At 38.8% G+C, this 16,352-nt stretch carries 13 protein-coding genes and 1 tRNA gene; 4 read left to right on the top strand and 10 right to left on the bottom strand.

Annotated features, from left to right (window positions below):
- Nucleotides 1-42: 42 nt before the first annotated feature.
- Together lptG and lptF are read right to left on the bottom strand one after the other, a co-directional pair.
- Nucleotides 43-1,119, bottom strand: a complete 1,077-nt coding sequence (gene lptG, locus A9501_RS01415) for an LPS export ABC transporter permease LptG (RefSeq protein ID WP_065264641.1) — start codon at nt 1,117-1,119, stop codon at nt 43-45.
- A gap of 5 nt (nt 1,120-1,124) precedes the next feature.
- On the bottom strand, nt 1,125-2,219 hold the full coding sequence (lptF, locus tag A9501_RS01410) for an LPS export ABC transporter permease LptF (RefSeq protein WP_065264640.1): 1,095 nt from the start codon (nt 2,217-2,219) through the stop codon (nt 1,125-1,127).
- A gap of 107 nt (nt 2,220-2,326) precedes the next feature.
- Here lptF and A9501_RS01405 point away from each other — a divergent pair, with 107 nt between their 5' ends.
- Entirely contained in the window at nt 2,327-3,802 is a 1,476-nt protein-coding gene (locus tag A9501_RS01405) for a leucyl aminopeptidase (protein WP_065264639.1), read from the top strand.
- Between the two features lie 138 nt (nt 3,803-3,940).
- On the opposite strand, the gene modC is transcribed toward A9501_RS01405, so the two are convergent.
- The 7 genes from modC to ettA all read right to left on the bottom strand — a co-directional run bounded on the left by modC (nt 3,941) and on the right by ettA (nt 10,824).
- On the bottom strand, nt 3,941-4,996 hold the full coding sequence (gene modC / locus A9501_RS01400) for a molybdenum ABC transporter ATP-binding protein ModC (protein ID WP_065264638.1): 1,056 nt from the start codon (nt 4,994-4,996) through the stop codon (nt 3,941-3,943).
- The gene (gene modB / locus A9501_RS01395; protein ID WP_065264637.1) at nt 4,983-5,711 is read right to left on the bottom strand and encodes a molybdate ABC transporter permease subunit; all 729 of its coding nucleotides are present in this window, start codon (nt 5,709-5,711) and stop codon (nt 4,983-4,985) included. The genes modC and modB overlap by 14 nt, the downstream gene beginning before the upstream one ends.
- A gap of 134 nt (nt 5,712-5,845) precedes the next feature.
- A complete protein-coding gene (modA, locus tag A9501_RS01390; RefSeq protein ID WP_065264636.1) occupies nt 5,846-6,610 on the bottom strand; it encodes a molybdate ABC transporter substrate-binding protein in 765 nt (254 codons plus the stop codon).
- A 122-nt stretch (nt 6,611-6,732) separates the two neighbouring features.
- Nucleotides 6,733-6,906 (bottom strand): DUF5363 family protein, encoded by a 174-nt coding sequence (locus A9501_RS09645; protein ID WP_164994204.1) that lies wholly within the window; start codon nt 6,904-6,906, stop codon nt 6,733-6,735.
- Entirely contained in the window at nt 6,903-8,747 is a 1,845-nt protein-coding gene (locus A9501_RS01385; RefSeq protein ID WP_065264635.1) for a tRNA(Met) cytidine acetyltransferase TmcA, read from the bottom strand. Before A9501_RS01385 ends, A9501_RS09645 begins: the two co-directional genes overlap by 4 nt.
- A gap of 3 nt (nt 8,748-8,750) precedes the next feature.
- Entirely contained in the window at nt 8,751-9,092 is a 342-nt protein-coding gene (locus A9501_RS01380) for a SirB2 family protein (protein WP_065264634.1), read from the bottom strand.
- Nucleotides 9,093-9,153: 61 nt separating this feature from the next.
- The gene (ettA, locus tag A9501_RS01375) at nt 9,154-10,824 is read right to left on the bottom strand and encodes an energy-dependent translational throttle protein EttA (protein WP_065264633.1); all 1,671 of its coding nucleotides are present in this window, start codon (nt 10,822-10,824) and stop codon (nt 9,154-9,156) included.
- Between the two features lie 326 nt (nt 10,825-11,150).
- Here ettA and zevA point away from each other — a divergent pair, with 326 nt between their 5' ends.
- Entirely contained in the window at nt 11,151-11,771 is a 621-nt protein-coding gene (gene zevA / locus A9501_RS01370) for a zinc transporter binding subunit ZevA (protein ID WP_065264632.1), read from the top strand.
- Between the two features lie 2 nt (nt 11,772-11,773).
- Entirely contained in the window at nt 11,774-12,742 is a 969-nt protein-coding gene (zevB, locus tag A9501_RS01365) for a zinc transporter permease subunit ZevB (protein ID WP_065264631.1), read from the top strand.
- A gap of 102 nt (nt 12,743-12,844) precedes the next feature.
- Here zevB and A9501_RS01360 read toward each other — a convergent pair.
- A tRNA-Asn gene (locus A9501_RS01360) sits at nt 12,845-12,920 on the bottom strand.
- Between the two features lie 308 nt (nt 12,921-13,228).
- Between A9501_RS01360 and A9501_RS01355 the strand changes: the two genes are divergently transcribed.
- On the top strand, nt 13,229-16,352 hold a 3,124-nt coding region (locus A9501_RS01355; protein WP_257006469.1), incomplete at its 3' end, for an ESPR-type extended signal peptide-containing protein.

The following is a 16,352-nucleotide window of genomic DNA, read 5'->3' as shown; positions in this document are numbered from 1 at the left end:
TGCGTGCCATTACTGAACACGCAATTATTTGAATAATCTGGATTAATCCCGTTTCCGACTCAGCAACCACCAAATCATCACGATAAATAGTAAACTTGGCATTAGCGCACCAAAAACAGCAGGCATGTTATAAACAACGCTCATTTGCCCAAAAATTTCATTTACAACATAGAACAAAAAGCCAAAACAGATGCCCGTTACAATCCTTGCCCCCGCCGTCACACTGCGTAGTGATCCAAAAATAAAAGATAATGCCAATAACATCATCACACCAACAGACACAGGTTGAAAAATTTTCCGCCAGAATGTGAGTTCAAAGCGACTCACATCTTGGCCTGTTTCACGTAAAAATGAAATGTAATTATACAAACCTGAAATAGACAGTGATGTAGGACGTAAAGAAACAGCGCCTAATTTATCTGGCGTTAAATTTGTTTCCCATTTTTCCGATAAGCGATTACTTGTCGTGATTTCATCTTTGCTAATCATAGAATGATTCACTTGACGTAAAGTCCATTTACTTTCATCTTCCGAATAACTTGCTTGGTTAGCATGTTTCAACTCCGTCAAATTACGATCCTGATCAAAAGTATAAATATAAATATCGTTTAATTTTGCGTCATCCGTCACACGTCGAACAAATACAAAATTATTACCATCTTTTGCCCAAACCCCATTTTTCATGGAAAGCATTGAACCACCAGAAAGCGCTCGAGCACGCATATCACGTGCGAACTGTTCTGTTTGCGGAATTCCCCACTCACCAATCACCATGGTTAACAACACTAATGGTAATGCGGTTTTCATCACTGCCATACCAATTTTAAAACGAGAAAATCCAGCGGCTTGCATCACAACGAGTTCACTTCGACTCGCAAGATTACCTAAAGCCATTAGCGCACCAAGCAATGCTGCCATAGGAAAGAAAGTTTCAATATCTTTTGGAATAGTTAAGCCAGTAAAAGCTACTGCTTGCCAAATATCATAAGTACCTTTACCCACGCTACGAAATTGTTCCACAAATTTGATAATGGCAGAGAGCCCAACCAATGTAAGCAAAGTGGCAAAAATTGATCCAAGAATACTTTTTCCAATATAACGATCGAGGGTATTCATCATTTTGCTTATCCTTTTCTACTGAATAAATGGCGGAATTTATACATCACAGCGCTATCCCAACCATTTAACACGATACCAAGCAACAAAAAGCCAATATTCACAAGAGGCATAAAAATAGCAGCATCTAATTTTCCTGCTGCCCCCGCAGATTTAAAGGAACTTTGTAATAAGAAATAAATTAAATAAAGTAAAAGTGCGGGTAAAATTTTGGCAAATCGACCTTGTCGAGGATTTACACGACTTAATGGCACAGCAATTAACGCCATGAGTGGAACCGCCAAGATTAATGTAATACGCCAATGCAATTCAGATTTCGCCGAAGGAGAATCTAAACCGACAAGTTGAGACAATGTTAATTCTGCGACTTCATCATTCGTATTTTCTGTTTCCTGATGACCTAAATAGGCTTGATATTCATCAAAATGCGTAATGCGGAAATCAGGCAAAACAGATGTGCCTTCAACTCGTTGCGTATTTTGTAAATTCAGAATTTGATCGCCATTTGGCAGTGATTTTAATTCGCCTTTTTCAGCAGTCACGACAGATGGTTTCGTTTGCCCTTTTGGCGCAGTTTGGAACAAATACACGTCATTAATTTGATTTCCCTTGATACTATCAATAAATAAAACAAAATTATTGTTATTTGTTGACATGAACTGACCAGAAGAAAGCGCACCCATTGTTGGATTCGCCTTAGCATCTTCTACGATTGCCGCTTGTTTTTGAATTGACCAAGGCGAAAGCCACAAGACGTTATAAGCAGCAAGTCCCGCAGTAATCAATGAAAGCATTAATGCCACACGCACTAAAACACGCTGTCCGACACCACAAGCACGCATCACCGTTATTTCACTTTCAGCGTAGAGACGACCAAAAGTGAGTAAAATCGCAATAAACAAACATAATGGCAACATTAATTGCGCCATAGCAGGCATACCAAGCCCAAGCAAGGAAAATACCAAATCAGCTGGTACTTTACCATTAGCCGCAGATCCCAGTACGCGCACTAACTGCTGAGAGAAAAATATCAGCAATAAAATGAACAAAATGGCGACTTGGCTCTTAAATACTTCTTTCGTTAAATATCGAATTAAAATCATCTTATTTCGTTTGTTTTTCTAAATCTAGAATGGGGGAAAACTGGATAAAATCGGTCGCGTATGATACCTTATTTTCGCTGAATTAAACAGAAATTTAAGGACATCAAATGAAATATCAAGCAAAAAACACCGCACTTTCTCAAGCCAGTGATTGCATTGTTTTAGGCGTATATGAGAACAATGAATTTTCAAAAAGTTTCCATGAAATCAATCAATTAACCCAAGGCTATTTAAACGACTTAGTAAAATCAGGTGAGCTAACTGGCAAATTAGCCCAAACTATTTTACTTCGAGATCTTCAAGGTCTTGCTGCCAAACGCGTGTTAATCGTTGGCTGTGGCAAAAAAGGAGAACTCTCCGAGCGTCAATATAAACAAATCATCCAAGCTGTATTAAAAACCTTAAAAGAAACCAACGCGCATGAAATCGTTTCTTATTTAACTGAAATTGAATTAAAAGATCGCGATCTTTATTGGAATATCCGCTTTGCCATTGAAACGATTGAACACACCAATTATCAATTTGATCATTTCAAATCTCAAAAAGCAGAAGCCTCTGTTTTTGAATCTTTCATCTTTAATACGGATTGTGATCAAGCACAACAAGCCATTGCTCATGCCAGTGCGATTAGCTCAGGTATAAAAGAAGCTCGCGACATCGCAAATATGCCACCAAATATCTGTAACCCCGCTTATCTTGCTGAACAAGCAAAAAATTTAGCAGAAAATTCTACCGCACTTTCATTGAAAGTTGTGGATGAAGAAGAAATGTCAAAACTTGGAATGAACGCTTATCTTGCCGTCTCAAAAGGCTCTGAAAACCGTGCTTATATGTCTATTTTGACATTCAATAATGCACCAGATAAAAATGCCAAACCCATTGTACTTGTAGGCAAAGGATTAACCTTTGATGCAGGCGGTATTTCACTTAAACCGGCCGCTGACATGGATGAAATGAAATATGACATGTGTGGTGCAGCCTCTATCTTCGGCACAATGAAAGCCATTGCAGAGTTGAACTTGCCATTAAACGTTATTGGTGTTTTAGCCGGTTGTGAAAATTTGCCTGATGGCAATGCTTATCGCCCAGGCGATATTCTCACTACCATGAACGGTTTAACCGTAGAAGTGCTCAACACCGATGCAGAAGGCCGCTTAGTCCTTTGTGATGCCCTTACTTATGTTGAGCGTTTTGAACCTGAGCTTGTTATTGATGTTGCAACCTTGACCGGGGCTTGTGTGGTTGCCCTTGGCCAACACAATAGTGGCTTAGTTTCTACAGATAACGATCTTGCCAATGCATTACTCCAAGCGGCAACAGAAACCGCTGACAAAGCGTGGCGTTTACCATTAAGCGAAGAATATCAAGAGCAACTGAAATCACCTTTCGCCGATCTTGCCAATATTGGCGGTCGCTGGGGTGGCGCAATTACAGCGGGTGCATTTTTGTCTAACTTCACGAAAAAATATCGCTGGGCACATTTGGACATCGCCGGTACAGCTTGGCTACAAGGAGCAAATAAAGGCGCAACTGGCCGTCCTGTTTCTTTATTAACCCAATTTTTGATTAATCAGGTTAAATAAAATAGGCATGAAAATAACCGCACTTTTAAAAAGTGCGGTTATCCAAGAATACCGAGGAGCGTATTAATTTGAAAAACGGTGAATATATCGATTATTCACCGTTATCAATAACATTTAACAATCAATAAAACGCAATATTCACATCACTGACACCGCTTTAATTTGAACATAAACATCTTGCCCAACAGCAAAACGCAGTTCATTTTGCGCCCATTTACTGATACTTGCCCAAATCTTATGTCCATCCACCAGCACCGCAATATCCACTCGAGAATCTTGTATCTCAATTTGTGCAACTTGGCCACGTAAAATATTACGAATACTTGTTTGTTCTGGCTTTTGCAGAGTGATAGAAACATCTGAACTATAAATACAAACTCGCACTCGCTCGCCTACATTCGCGGGCACTAGATGAATCCAAAGTGCTTGTTCGCCTAAGAAAAGTGCGGTCATTTTATAAGGAGGATTATGCAAATGAACGGGCAAGGCAAGTACACTACTCTGTTCGCTTTCTCCTTTCCAAGGGGCAAAAATAGCACTATTCCAGATTTTTTCTACGCTGTCATAGGCTTTCACGATGCCGTTTTCCATCAGTACGACCCGATCAGCTAAACGTAACAGTTCGTCTAAGCTATGTGTAACATATAAAATCGGGATATTAATTTCTTTAGAAAGACATTCCAAATATTGCATTAGCTCGCGTTTACGGGGAACATCAAGGGCAGAAAGTGGTTCGTCCATCAGTAAAATATCAGGATCAGTCAGCAGCGCCCGCCCGATTGCCACACGTTGTTTCTCTCCGCCAGAAAGCGTAAGCGGATAACGCTTTAATAAGTGAGTAATCCCGAGAAGATCGACAATATAATTAAAATCATCTTGCGAGACATTTTTCATGCCATAGCGCAAATTACCTTTCACGGTGTAGTGAGGAAATAAACGCGCATCTTGGAACACATAGCCAATTTTACGCAAATGAGTCGGCAATGATTCTTGGGTTTCCATATCCACTAAAGTGCGGTCATTTAAACGGATGAATCCTTCGTCTGGTTGTATCAAACCACTCACGAGATTAATTAGCGATGTTTTGCCTGAACCAGACAAACCGAAAATTGCGGTTACGCCTTGATCTGGCACTTGTATATTCGCTTGCAAGGCAAGTTGCCCGAGCTGTTTTTTCACATTAATCTGCAACATTTCCTTGTCCTAATTTTTTCTGCATTCGCTTGCTCAACCACTCTGACAATAGCAAAGAAATCAATGAAAGAATGATAGCAAATAAACATAAGCGAGCAGTTTGTTCTTCCGCTCCCGGTGTTTGAATAAAAGAATACATCGCAAGTGGAATCGTTTGAGTTTCGCCTGCAATATTCGATACAAACGTAATGGTCGCGCCAAATTCTCCTAATGATCGTGCAAAACCAAGAACGAGTCCAGCTAAAACCCCAGGTAAAGAAAGTGGCAAGGTTATTGTAAAAAATACACGCCAAGCGGAAGCACCGAGTGTTTGCGCCGCTTGCTCCAATTTAATATCAATATTTTCTAAAGAAAGTCGAATCGCACGAACAACCAATGGAAAGGCAACCACTGCTGAGGAAAGCACCGCCCCCTTCCAACTAAAACCAAAAGATAAGCCAAACCATTGATATAAATACTTGCCAATGAAACCATTTCGTCCCATTGCCACAAGCAATAGATAACCGATAACTACAGGAGGCAACACTAAAGGCAAATGAATTACGCCAGTAATCAGGGATTTGCCATAGAAGTTTTTGCGCGCTAAAAGCCACGCAACAAAAATGGCTAAAGGCAAACTCCAAAGCATAGAACTGACGGCGACACTCAGGCTTAAATTAATCGCTGAGATTTCTATTGGAGTCAGATTGAAAAATGAAAAAAATTGGGTAAGCAAAATGAATCCTTATCTGAATAGCCTCTCTTTAAATCCCTTGTTTATGGGAATATCCCATATTGATGAGAGGTAAGGTGCTCTATAATAACAAAAGGGCAGAAATATCCGCCCTTCATGACTATTAAGATTCTATCTTATTTTGCAGAGAAACCATACCCTACAAGCACTTTCTTCGCAGCATCTGATTCTAAATATTTTAAGAAGTCACGAGCATCCGTATTATCATGATCTTTCAAAATAGAAACGGGGTAAACAACTGGTTTATGGCTATCCGCAGGGAACACTGCAACCGTTTTAACTTGTTGGCTAATTTTTGCATCAGTGCTGTATACAATACCGTAAGGTGCTTCTGCACGTTCCACTAAAGCTAATGCACCACGCACATCTTTTGCACGCGCTAAACGATCTTGCACTTTATCCCATAAATTTAATTTAGTTAATGCTTCTTCTGCGTATTGACCCGCTGGTACGTGCGCAGGATCGCCAACAGATAAATAACTATCTTTTAATGTATTAATCCATTCGCCTTTTGCAATATCCACAGAATTTACCGCACTTTTTGCTGGTGCGATTAAGACTAAATCATTGCCCACTAACACTTTTTCAGTTTCTTTCACGGTTAAATCTTTTTCAGAAAGATATTTCATCCATTTATTGCTTGCAGAGACAAAAATATCTGCTGGCGCGCCTTCTTCAACTTGTTTTGCTAAAGTTGAAGAAGAAGCGAAAGAAAACACTACTTCATTTTTCGGGTTTTGTTTTGCGTAATCTTTTGCGACTTGTTGTAAAGCATCTGTCATTGAAGCCGCTGCAAATACAGTCACTTTAGCAGATGCTGCAAAAGAAAAGCCTAATCCAGCGATTAAAAGTGCGGTTGAAATTTTAGTTAATTTTTTCATGAATCATCTCCTATGATTATCGATATATAATTTATTATATATCAATTTTAATATATAAAGAAAGTAGCACATATAAAAAATAACTAATCATTTCAGGTGGTTCGCCGTATATAAAAAGGTATTTACTGATTAAATTTATCTTCTGTTTTCTTCAAATTACCATTTTCATTTTCTTTCGCTGACATAGGCACGCAGCTACAATTAGGTTGATCTAATCCCCATTCTTTAATGAAATTATCATATTTTTCAAGTGCACGTTTAAACCAGCCTTTTGGTTTCTCAATTTGTTCTGTCATAAAGTTCCTCGTTCTAAATATTGTTTAATTTCTAAACGTAGGCATTCTACGCCTTTTCTCTTGTTAATAGGAAGTTGTTTTTTTGTTAAATAAGCAGAAATTAATGGAAAATTTTCTTTGCCCGCTAATTTTAATAAACGCCTTATCACAGGAATGCTCGAAAATAAAGTGCGGTGGAAATTAGCGAAGTTTTTTAAGCTCACCCAATCTAACTCATCAAGCTGCCAATCAAGCTGATTTTGCTGAAAATTTATGGATAGCGGATGAAAAGATAAAGGGATATTACGCTGAAATTGTTTGTACGCAGTCTCAACTAAAGCCAATCCATCTTTAGAAATACCTTTAAGGGCAATCGCTGAATAACAACCACTACTCGCTTCTTGGTGCTCACCTAAATGTACCAAAACAAAACCGCACTTTTGCCAAAATTTTGCCAGTTCGTCGGTGTAGCCAAAACTCACCGAAAGAAAATCAACTTCTGAATTTTCCATAAATTTCATTAGATTTTGACCAATACCCTGTTTTTGCCAATTTGGCTGAACCGCGATACGAGAAATACGTAAAGATCGTAATTTACAGGCGTAGGATAAATTTTCATGGAAACATAATGCCTGTGGAACAAGATTCCCCTTCGGGCGGCGTTTGCCTTGTTGAATTTGAATAATCAACTCATCATCTGTCATATTTCCTTCTTCTAATGCCCAAATGGCACCGAGCAAATTCTGTTGATATTCGGCAAAATAAAAACGTTGATTTTCCCCATCAAGTAAACGGCGAAGATCAAGTGGCGACGTTCGATAATGCGCCAATGTCATTAAGCCATAAAAATCTGCAATATGATGAGGTTTTTGCACTTCTCGAATTTGATAAGGGAGATGAGGTCGAAAAGGAAATTGCTGAAACTCATCTTCAGCATTTAGTAACAAAAGATCATCAATAAAATGTTCTAACGGATCATTTTCTTGCCAACGTAGAGGCTGTTTAAGCTCAAAATGCTGAAAAGTACGGTGAATTTTTCGTTTAAATTTTAATTCGAAACCACGTCCCGTTCCTTCGTAGCTATGAATTGTTGTGCTGAAGACAATATGTTGAAAATATTGAGAATATTCTTGCAATAACGGCAATGGGATCATCGCTGCTTCATCTACGAGCAACCAAGCGGATTGACTAAAATCTGGTTCATTTTGTAACCGAATAGTCAGTTCATCTGGGGCGATAAATTCTATCTCTCGTTCTGAAAATTCAATAACCGAATACACCGCACTTTTATTCGGTGCGGTGAGATAAACTGGCGCTTGAATTTGATTAGCGAGCATCCCCAATAATGCGGATTTTCCTCTTCCCCGCTTGGCGGTTAGAAAATAAATATCCTGATCGGCCTGTAAAATATTCTCGATAATTTGTTGTTGCGCTAACGTAGCATTTTTATGAAGTTCGTTAGAATAAAAAACCGTAGGAAATTCAACCGCACTTTCCTCTCTCAAAATGGGGAAATGATAGCGTTCAATGCACTGTTTGAAATGATCAATAAAATTAGGCGTGGCGATTGTTGACTGATTTCCATTCCAACGTAAACTATCTTGATCAAGTTGCAAAGATAAATTTTCCCAATCAGATAACACTAAACAAAGTGTACCGCCTATTTTCAGTGTTCCAGCGGCAATAGCTAGCGCTTCAAGATGAATGCCATTTCGTCCATCAAATAAAATATGTTCAAATTCTTGTCCGAGCAAATTCGTTGCTTTAGAAAAAGCAACGCCGCTTTCACCAATAATGAATACGTTATCAGGCACAAGCGGCAAAGTTTTTCTGATTAAAATTTGAAGCTGGCGAAATGGCATCTTTTATTTTAAATAGGCAATTAAGATCGCACCAATAAAACTTACGCAAGCAAGCCAAAAGAAAATACTTTTGGGTTGAGAAACTTTTTTACTGAAAAATTTTGCAGCAAACACGATATACAAAATCAGTAATGCGAATTTAGCTATCAACCACCATTCAATACCAAAAGCAAAGAGATATAAAATGACGACACCAGAAACAATCAACAAGGTATCTGATAAGTGCGGTAAAATTTTTAATAATTTTATCGAACGCCAGTTTTTGCCAGTAAGCTGCATTGCTCCACGAATCACCAACAAGGCAAAACTTAAAAAGGCGAAAAAAATATGTAAATAAACTAGCATAATCACTCCCAAAAAAGTAAGAAAAGTGCGGTCAACATCAACCGCACTTTCTCAATATAAATTACTTCGCAATACGTTTATATTTAATACGATGCGGCTGAGTCGCTGCATCGCCTAAGGTTTTCTTTTTCCACTCTTCGTAGTCTGAGAAGTTACCTTCGTAGAATGTCACTTTGCCTTCATCACCGTAATCTAAAATATGCGTTGCGATACGGTCTAAGAACCAACGGTCATGGGAAATCACCATTGCACAGCCTGGGAATTCTAAAATTGCATTTTCTAAGGCACGCAAGGTTTCAACGTCTAAATCATTGGTTGGTTCGTCCAATAACAGCACGTTTCCACCACGTTGTAGAAGTTTAGCTAAGTGTAAACGACCACGTTCACCACCCGATAATTCGCCCACTCGTTTTTGTTGATCTACACCTTTAAAGTTGAAACGCCCTACATAAGCGCGGCTTGGAATTTCAAAGTTGCCGATAGTCAGAATATCTTGGCCGTTAGAGACCTCTTCCCACACGGTTTTCTTATCATCCATTGAGTCACGGAACTGATCAACAGAGGCTAACACCACGGTTTCACCCATCGTAATTGTGCCGTTATCTGGCTGTTCCTGTCCAGAAAGCATACGGAATAAGGTTGATTTACCTGCACCATTTGCCCCGATAATCCCTACGATTGCACCTTTTGGAATACTAAAAGATAAATCATCAATTAAAGTGCGGTCGCCATAAGATTTGGTTAAGTTTTGCACTTCAATCACTTTATCACCTAAGCGTGGACCAGGTGGAATAAAGAGTTCGTTAGTCTCATTTCGTTTTTGATATTCGCCAGAGTTCAACTCATCAAAGCGCGCCATACGTGCTTTGCTTTTCGCTTGACGGCCTTTTGGATTTTGACGCACCCATTCCAACTCTTTCGCAATGGATTTTTGACGCGCATTTTCAGCTGCTTGTTCTTGCTCTAAGCGTTTCTCTTTTTGCTCTAACCAAGAAGAATAGTTGCCTTCCCAAGGAATACCCTCGCCACGGTCAAGCTCTAAGATCCAGCCCGCTACGTTATCTAAGAAATAACGGTCGTGGGTAATTGCCACAACAGTGCCTTCATAATCATGTAAGAATCGCTCTAACCATGCCACAGATTCCGCATCCAAGTGGTTGGTTGGCTCGTCTAATAAGAGCATGTCTGGTTTTTCGAGTAATAAGCGACAAAGTGCTACACGGCGACGCTCACCACCAGATAAATGTTCGATTTTGGCATCCCAATCAGGTAAACGTAACGCATCAGCGGCGCGCTCTAATTGGTTATCTAAATTATGCCCATCATGCGCTTGAATAATGGCTTCAAGATTGGCTTGTTCTGCCGCTAATTTATCAAAATCCGCATCTGGATCCGCATAAAGCGCATACACTTCATCTAAACGAGTCAGTGCATTTTTCACGTCAGAAACCGCTTCTTCCACTGCTTCACGAACAGTTTGTTGCGGTTCTAATTTTGGTTCTTGCGGAAGATAACCGATTTTGATTCCTGGCTGTGGACGAGCTTCCCCTTCAAATTCTTTATCTACGCCCGCCATGATGCGTAAAAGGGTTGATTTACCCGCACCATTTAAACCTAAAACCCCGATCTTAGCGCCAGGGAAAAAGCTTAAAGAAATATCTTTCAAAATATGACGCTTCGGCGGCACTACTTTACCGACACGATGCATCGTATATACAAATTGAGTTGACATATTTATCCTTTATCTAATAAAAAAGTGCTGTCATTTTACTTGAAGTTTCTTTATTTGCCTAACAATAGGCAAATAATAGATAAAAAAAACCACCCGAAACGGGTGGCAGGAAAGTAGTTTAGCTATATTTATGATTATTTTATTTAGGAACTTTATGAATATCAAGCAATCACTTGACGGGAGCTATGTTACTGAATATTCAGAGACGAGGGAAATGCTATTGAGAGTTTTTTTGATTTACATCAACATTTTTGACAGAAAAATTCGTTTTTGCGTGTAGAATAAACAACTTCTAATGCTAGCGTTCAAAATAATTAGGATTTTTTGTGAAAACGTATTCATTATTACTCGGTCTATTCTTTAGTTGCAGTGTTTTAGCTCACCCCCATGCATTTATAGATATGCAAACCACGCCTATCATAGAAAATAATCAACTCACCGGCTTATCAATGAAATGGACTCTGGATGAACCAAGTTCGTCCGCAGTTATTTATGATATGAAACAGGCTAAAACAAAAAATGATCAGCAAAAACTCATCGATGATGTCATGGGAAATATTGTGAGTGAACATTATTTTAGCTATCTATATGACGCTCAAAACAACAAAATCAAATATTCTTCACACCCCAAAAATTACGGGGTAAAAATCCAAGGATTACAGCTACAATATTATTTTGATGTTCCTCTCGCACATTCTCAAAAGTTAGAAAAAAACGCATTTAGCTTACAAACTTACGATCCCACTTATTATGTGGCGATGACTTACGCCTCAAAAAGTGCGGTAGATTTTTCCGCACTTCCGAAAAATTGCCAAGGAAAATTAATTGAACCTAATGTGGATGAAAAAATCCAAGCCTACGCATCTTCACTTGATAAATCCCAAAAGAACGAAGATGATTCCTTAGGCGTAATGTTCGCGCAAAAAATAATAATTCAATGTGAGTAGAAATGAAAAAAAATAAAACTGGGCTCGTGTTATTAGTGATTGCACTTGCCTTACTTGGCTATTTTTCCCCTTGGTTTTTCTTACATATTGCTGCATGGCAAAAAGATTTTAATCAACTTATTTCGGAAAATTTACATCAAATTCAAAATAATAGCATCAAGGCAGGCGTCACGCTTATTTTGGCCAGCTTTGTTTACGGCGTACTCCATGCCCTAGGGCCAGGACACGGCAAATTTATTATCGCCAGCTATCTTTCTACTCATGAAAGTCAATTAAAACAAAGCACTATCTTGAGTTTACTTTCTTCCTTAATGCAAGGCATTGTCGCGATTACAGCAACCACATTGCTCGTTGTGGTACTTAATCTATCATCACGTTATTTCAAATTAAGTCAGCTTTGGTTAGAACGATCTGCCTTGCTATTATTGATATTTCTCGGCTGTTATTGGATTTGGCAAGGCTTACGTGCCTATCGTAAAAAATCTAAATTAGCCATTAAATCCCTAAATCCCCTCCCCCTATACGAAAAAAGTGCGGTGAAAAATAACCGCACTTTTCAACCAAACACTTGTAGCTGTGGACACCAACATTTGCCAAGCCCTACGCAAACTGCACAAGCAACTAATCTAAAATCACAATTTCTCGTGATTCTAACAATTGGCATGCGACCATGTAGCGGTGCAATTTTCGTTTTATTTTTAGCTTATATGCTTGATCTTTATGGCTGGGGAATTTTAGCTGTATTGGCCATGTCTTTCGGCACAGGACTTATGCTGTCAGCCTTCGCAGGAATTGTACGTTATGCGCGAAATACCGCGATTCACTTAGGGCGTTGGTATAGTTCAGAACATACGAAAGGAAAAAGCGAAAGTATCGTGAAATTAATCGCAGGTGGAATAATGCTATTTTTTGCCTTGAGTTTGTTATACGGCACAACCATCTCAACTGGCGGAAGCAAAATCCTATTTTGAAGTTAAAAATAAAGCCCATCAACATGATGGGCTCAAAATCTTTTGGTTGCTAATTTAGAATTTGTAAAAGGAGACAAACAAACTCTAAACCAAAAGAAAAATTGGCTCCTCCTGCTGGACTTGAACCAGCGACATATGGATTAACAGTCCACCGTTCTACCGACTGAACTAAGGAGGAATAAACTTTGTATCACAAGGAATAGGGCGCGAATTTTAATGAGCTTACAATACCTTGTCAAGAAAAAATCTATATTTTTTAGCACGTAATACATCAAATCATTTTAATGATAAACACTCACAACATCTTCCCTTTATTCATCATGTAATCCTTTACAATTCTTTACAAAAAAACAATATTCTTATTCTTACTTTTATGACAGAATGCGCCAATTTTGTTTTAAATTTAGCCTTATTAAAACAAAATAAAAATAATTCAGTAACCCACAAAAGAAATTTCTATAAATTTTAATAACTTAAGACTACCCCATGAACAACATTTTTAAAATTATTTGGAACAAAACCACTCAACGTTTAGAAGTTGTATCAGAATTGGCAAAAGGTGCTGTAAAAGCATCTTCTACTTCTACTAGTCATCAATCTAAATCTATAACAATTAAATCGACATTAAAACTATCATTACTATCCCTTTGCTTGGGATTCACAAACGAAGCGATGGCTTTAGCAAATATTGATGGAAACACAACTTTTCACGCTGGTAAAGGCGAAGTGCTTAGACAAAACGGAAATGGTAAATATGCTGTTGGAGTTTATGATAAAGCATCAGCCTCATTCGCTTTTGGCTATGCACAAGCGGGACGAAAAGATGAAGAGGGCAACGAACCAGCCTCAGTAGGAGGTAAGCAACTTGCTATCGGTAATGATAACCTTACCGCATCTGGTTGGAATTCTATCGCTATAGGCTCCAATAGTAACAGAAAAGGTGGTTCACAAGGTATGGGAACAATAGCTATTGGTGCAGGAATGCAAGCAATTGGTCGTAATGTTGTTTCCATCGGTACTGACTCGGGAAGTGGTGGAAAGTACAATGGCTATGATGATGCCGTTTATCTTGGATCATATTCACGAATTAACCCGAAGGGGCAAGGTCAAGCTGACAATATAAATACGTCAGCTCTTGAAAATACATATACTACCGCTGTAACAAATTATAATCGACAAAACAATGAAACAAATCTCAATGCTATTATTAACGCAGGTAGAGCAATCAACAATGTTGCATTAAATAAAGTAGATGCAATGACTATAAAATCTAATTCTAATACAAATAATAAATTTAATGTAACAGAAAGCACTATAACTCCTCTTAATGAATCAAAAGATAAAACAACAGTTTCCATCCTCTCTATAGGAGGAAAAAATGGCGATAACAAAATGTATCGCCAAATCCAAAACGTGGCTGCAGGCCGTATGTCAGCCGATAGTTTCGATGCTGTAAATGGATCACAACTTTACTATGTAAGAAATTATACCGGTTGGAATATTGGTCACAACTCAGACAATAAAGATACAGTAACAGGTCGCGTGAATAACGATCACACGGTTATTTTTAAAGCAAACGGTAATTATGTAAACGTATCAACGACTTTAGACTCCACGAATAAAAGTACCGTTAACATTGGCGTAAATACCAGTGATATTAGTGTAACTAAAAATAACGAACGCATTACAGCTGTAGCAGCCAATAATCCAACAAATACAGTTGCAACAAATACAGTTGCAACAGCTACAAGTGTAAAAACAGCATTAGAGACATTCAATGAAGTTAAAGCTGATAAAGTAGATATCATGGGATATTCGCATGTTAATTCCAATGGAAATACTAGAGATGAAGCGTTATTAAAAGCTGATGGTACTAAAGCAACATTCAATTATGAAGGACGAAATAATAGTAGCATCACCAATGCATCGGATGGTCAAACAAAAGACAATAATGGTAAATATGCCGAAGCAAGTGGGGCACAAGCAGATCGCTCTATAGCTTCGGGTGTCTATGCAAATGCTTTTGCTAAAGATTCTATTGCGATTGGTACTGGAGCAAACGTTAATAACTATTGGGGAAGCCAATTTAGTGAATCAATTAATGGAATTGCCATTGGTAAGCTTGCTCAAGTTGAGGGTTCAGCTGGCGCAATTGCTTTTGGTGCAGGCAGTACTATTCTTCGTAATCTGTCATACAATGTGGGTTCTGCAAATGCTATTGCGATTGGTAATAATAGCAAAATTACAGCTGCAAGCGGTGCAATTGCGATTGGTAACGACACCAATATTACTGCAATAGATACAGGTGTTGGTAATGGCGCAGTGAATGCAATTGCTATTGGTAATGGTGCAACAGTTGAACGCAGAAATTCCATTGCTTTAGGTCAGGGTACGAAAGCGAGCGCTGAAAGTTCAATTGCTTTAGGTAACGCAACAAAGGTAAGCGGTACAAATACAGTTGCTATTGGTACAAGTGTTACTGCAACAAAAGAAAATACCGTTGCTATTGGTACAAATGTTACTGCAGCAAAAGAAAATTCTGTTGTTATTGGTCAAAATGCAAGCGCAACGATGGAAAGGGTTGTCGCCATTGGTGCTTACGCAAAAGCAGATGGGGATAGAACAGTTGCAATTGGCCCGGAAGCGACAGCCGGTGCCTCAAGATCTATTGTAATTGGTGGCTTGGGCGATGATGCAAAAGATAATCAAGCAAAATCGGAAAGTGGTGCAACTCAAGCTATTGTAATTGGTAATGGTGCACAAGCGAAAGCAGCTGCAAGTTATTCTATTACTTTAGGTAATAGTGCTAAAACAGAGGCTGTTACAGGGATTAGCATTGGTGACCGTGCTAATGTTGCCTCTGGTGCAAATTCTGGTATTGCCTTAGGTAAAAGTGCAGTTGCTAATAAATCTGGCGATATTGCTATTGGTGAATCTTCAAGTACATCGGCTAAACATACAGTAAGTGGCCTCAAAATTGGTGACGCAACCTTATCTACAGGCGTTGCCGCAACCGATAATGGCACTGTAAGTTTTGGTAATAACACTATTAAACGCCAGATCCAAAATGTTGGGGCTGGTGAGATCTCTGATACATCGAGTGATGTAATTACTGGTTCACAACTTTATCATGTAATTAAAGCAGCTGATGAAATTGCTAAAACGGAATATAAGTTCAAAGTAAATGGCAATGACATTAAAACAATGAGTAACAAAGGCACATCAGCAGTTAATAATGTTAATAATACGCTTGATTTCAAAGCTGGCGATGGATTAGATGTTGCATATGAAAATAATGCAGTAACTTACAAATTAAATGCTGATTCTAAGAACTCAATTATAGAGGCTAAAAACGCAGCAAAAACTGTAACTACTAAACTTAACGAGATCAATCAATCTGTTGCACGTGCAGAAGCAGCTGCGGGTAATGCAGCGAACTCAGCGACAGAAGCAGACAAAGCGAAAGTGGCGGCAGAAGCGGCTCGTGATATTGCTAATACGAAGGCGGGCGAAGCGGCAACCTCAGCAACAGCGGCAGCGGGCTCAGCTAAGACTGCATCTGATAAAGCGGCTGAAGCAGCAGGTTCAGCACAAACTGCAACTGACAAAG

Origin of the sequence: Haemophilus sp. CCUG 66565 (genome assembly GCF_001679495.1) — a bacterium.
GTDB lineage: Bacteria > Pseudomonadota > Gammaproteobacteria > Enterobacterales > Pasteurellaceae > Haemophilus > Haemophilus haemolyticus_K.
The sequence above is the reverse complement of the archived record's forward strand: the minus strand, read 5'-3'. Positions and strand labels throughout refer to the sequence as shown.

What these genes read in the sequence shown, in the direction of transcription:
- lptG (WP_065264641.1), bottom strand. Translation starts at nt 1,119, where the DNA reads ATGATGAATACCCTCGATCGTTATATTGGAAAAAGTATTCTTGGATCA.
- lptF (WP_065264640.1), bottom strand. Translation starts at nt 2,219, where the DNA reads ATGATTTTAATTCGATATTTAACGAAAGAAGTATTTAAGAGCCAAGTC.
- A9501_RS01405 (WP_065264639.1), top strand. Translation starts at nt 2,327, where the DNA reads ATGAAATATCAAGCAAAAAACACCGCACTTTCTCAAGCCAGTGATTGC.
- modC (WP_065264638.1), bottom strand. Translation starts at nt 4,996, where the DNA reads ATGTTGCAGATTAATGTGAAAAAACAGCTCGGGCAACTTGCCTTGCAA.
- modA (WP_065264636.1), bottom strand. Translation starts at nt 6,610, where the DNA reads ATGAAAAAATTAACTAAAATTTCAACCGCACTTTTAATCGCTGGATTA.
- A9501_RS09645 (WP_164994204.1), bottom strand. Translation starts at nt 6,906, where the DNA reads ATGACAGAACAAATTGAGAAACCAAAAGGCTGGTTTAAACGTGCACTT.
- A9501_RS01385 (WP_065264635.1), bottom strand. Translation starts at nt 8,747, where the DNA reads ATGCCATTTCGCCAGCTTCAAATTTTAATCAGAAAAACTTTGCCGCTT.
- A9501_RS01380 (WP_065264634.1), bottom strand. Translation starts at nt 9,092, where the DNA reads ATGCTAGTTTATTTACATATTTTTTTCGCCTTTTTAAGTTTTGCCTTG.
- ettA (WP_065264633.1), bottom strand. Translation starts at nt 10,824, where the DNA reads ATGTCAACTCAATTTGTATATACGATGCATCGTGTCGGTAAAGTAGTG.
- zevB (WP_065264631.1), top strand. Translation starts at nt 11,774, where the DNA reads ATGAAAAAAAATAAAACTGGGCTCGTGTTATTAGTGATTGCACTTGCC.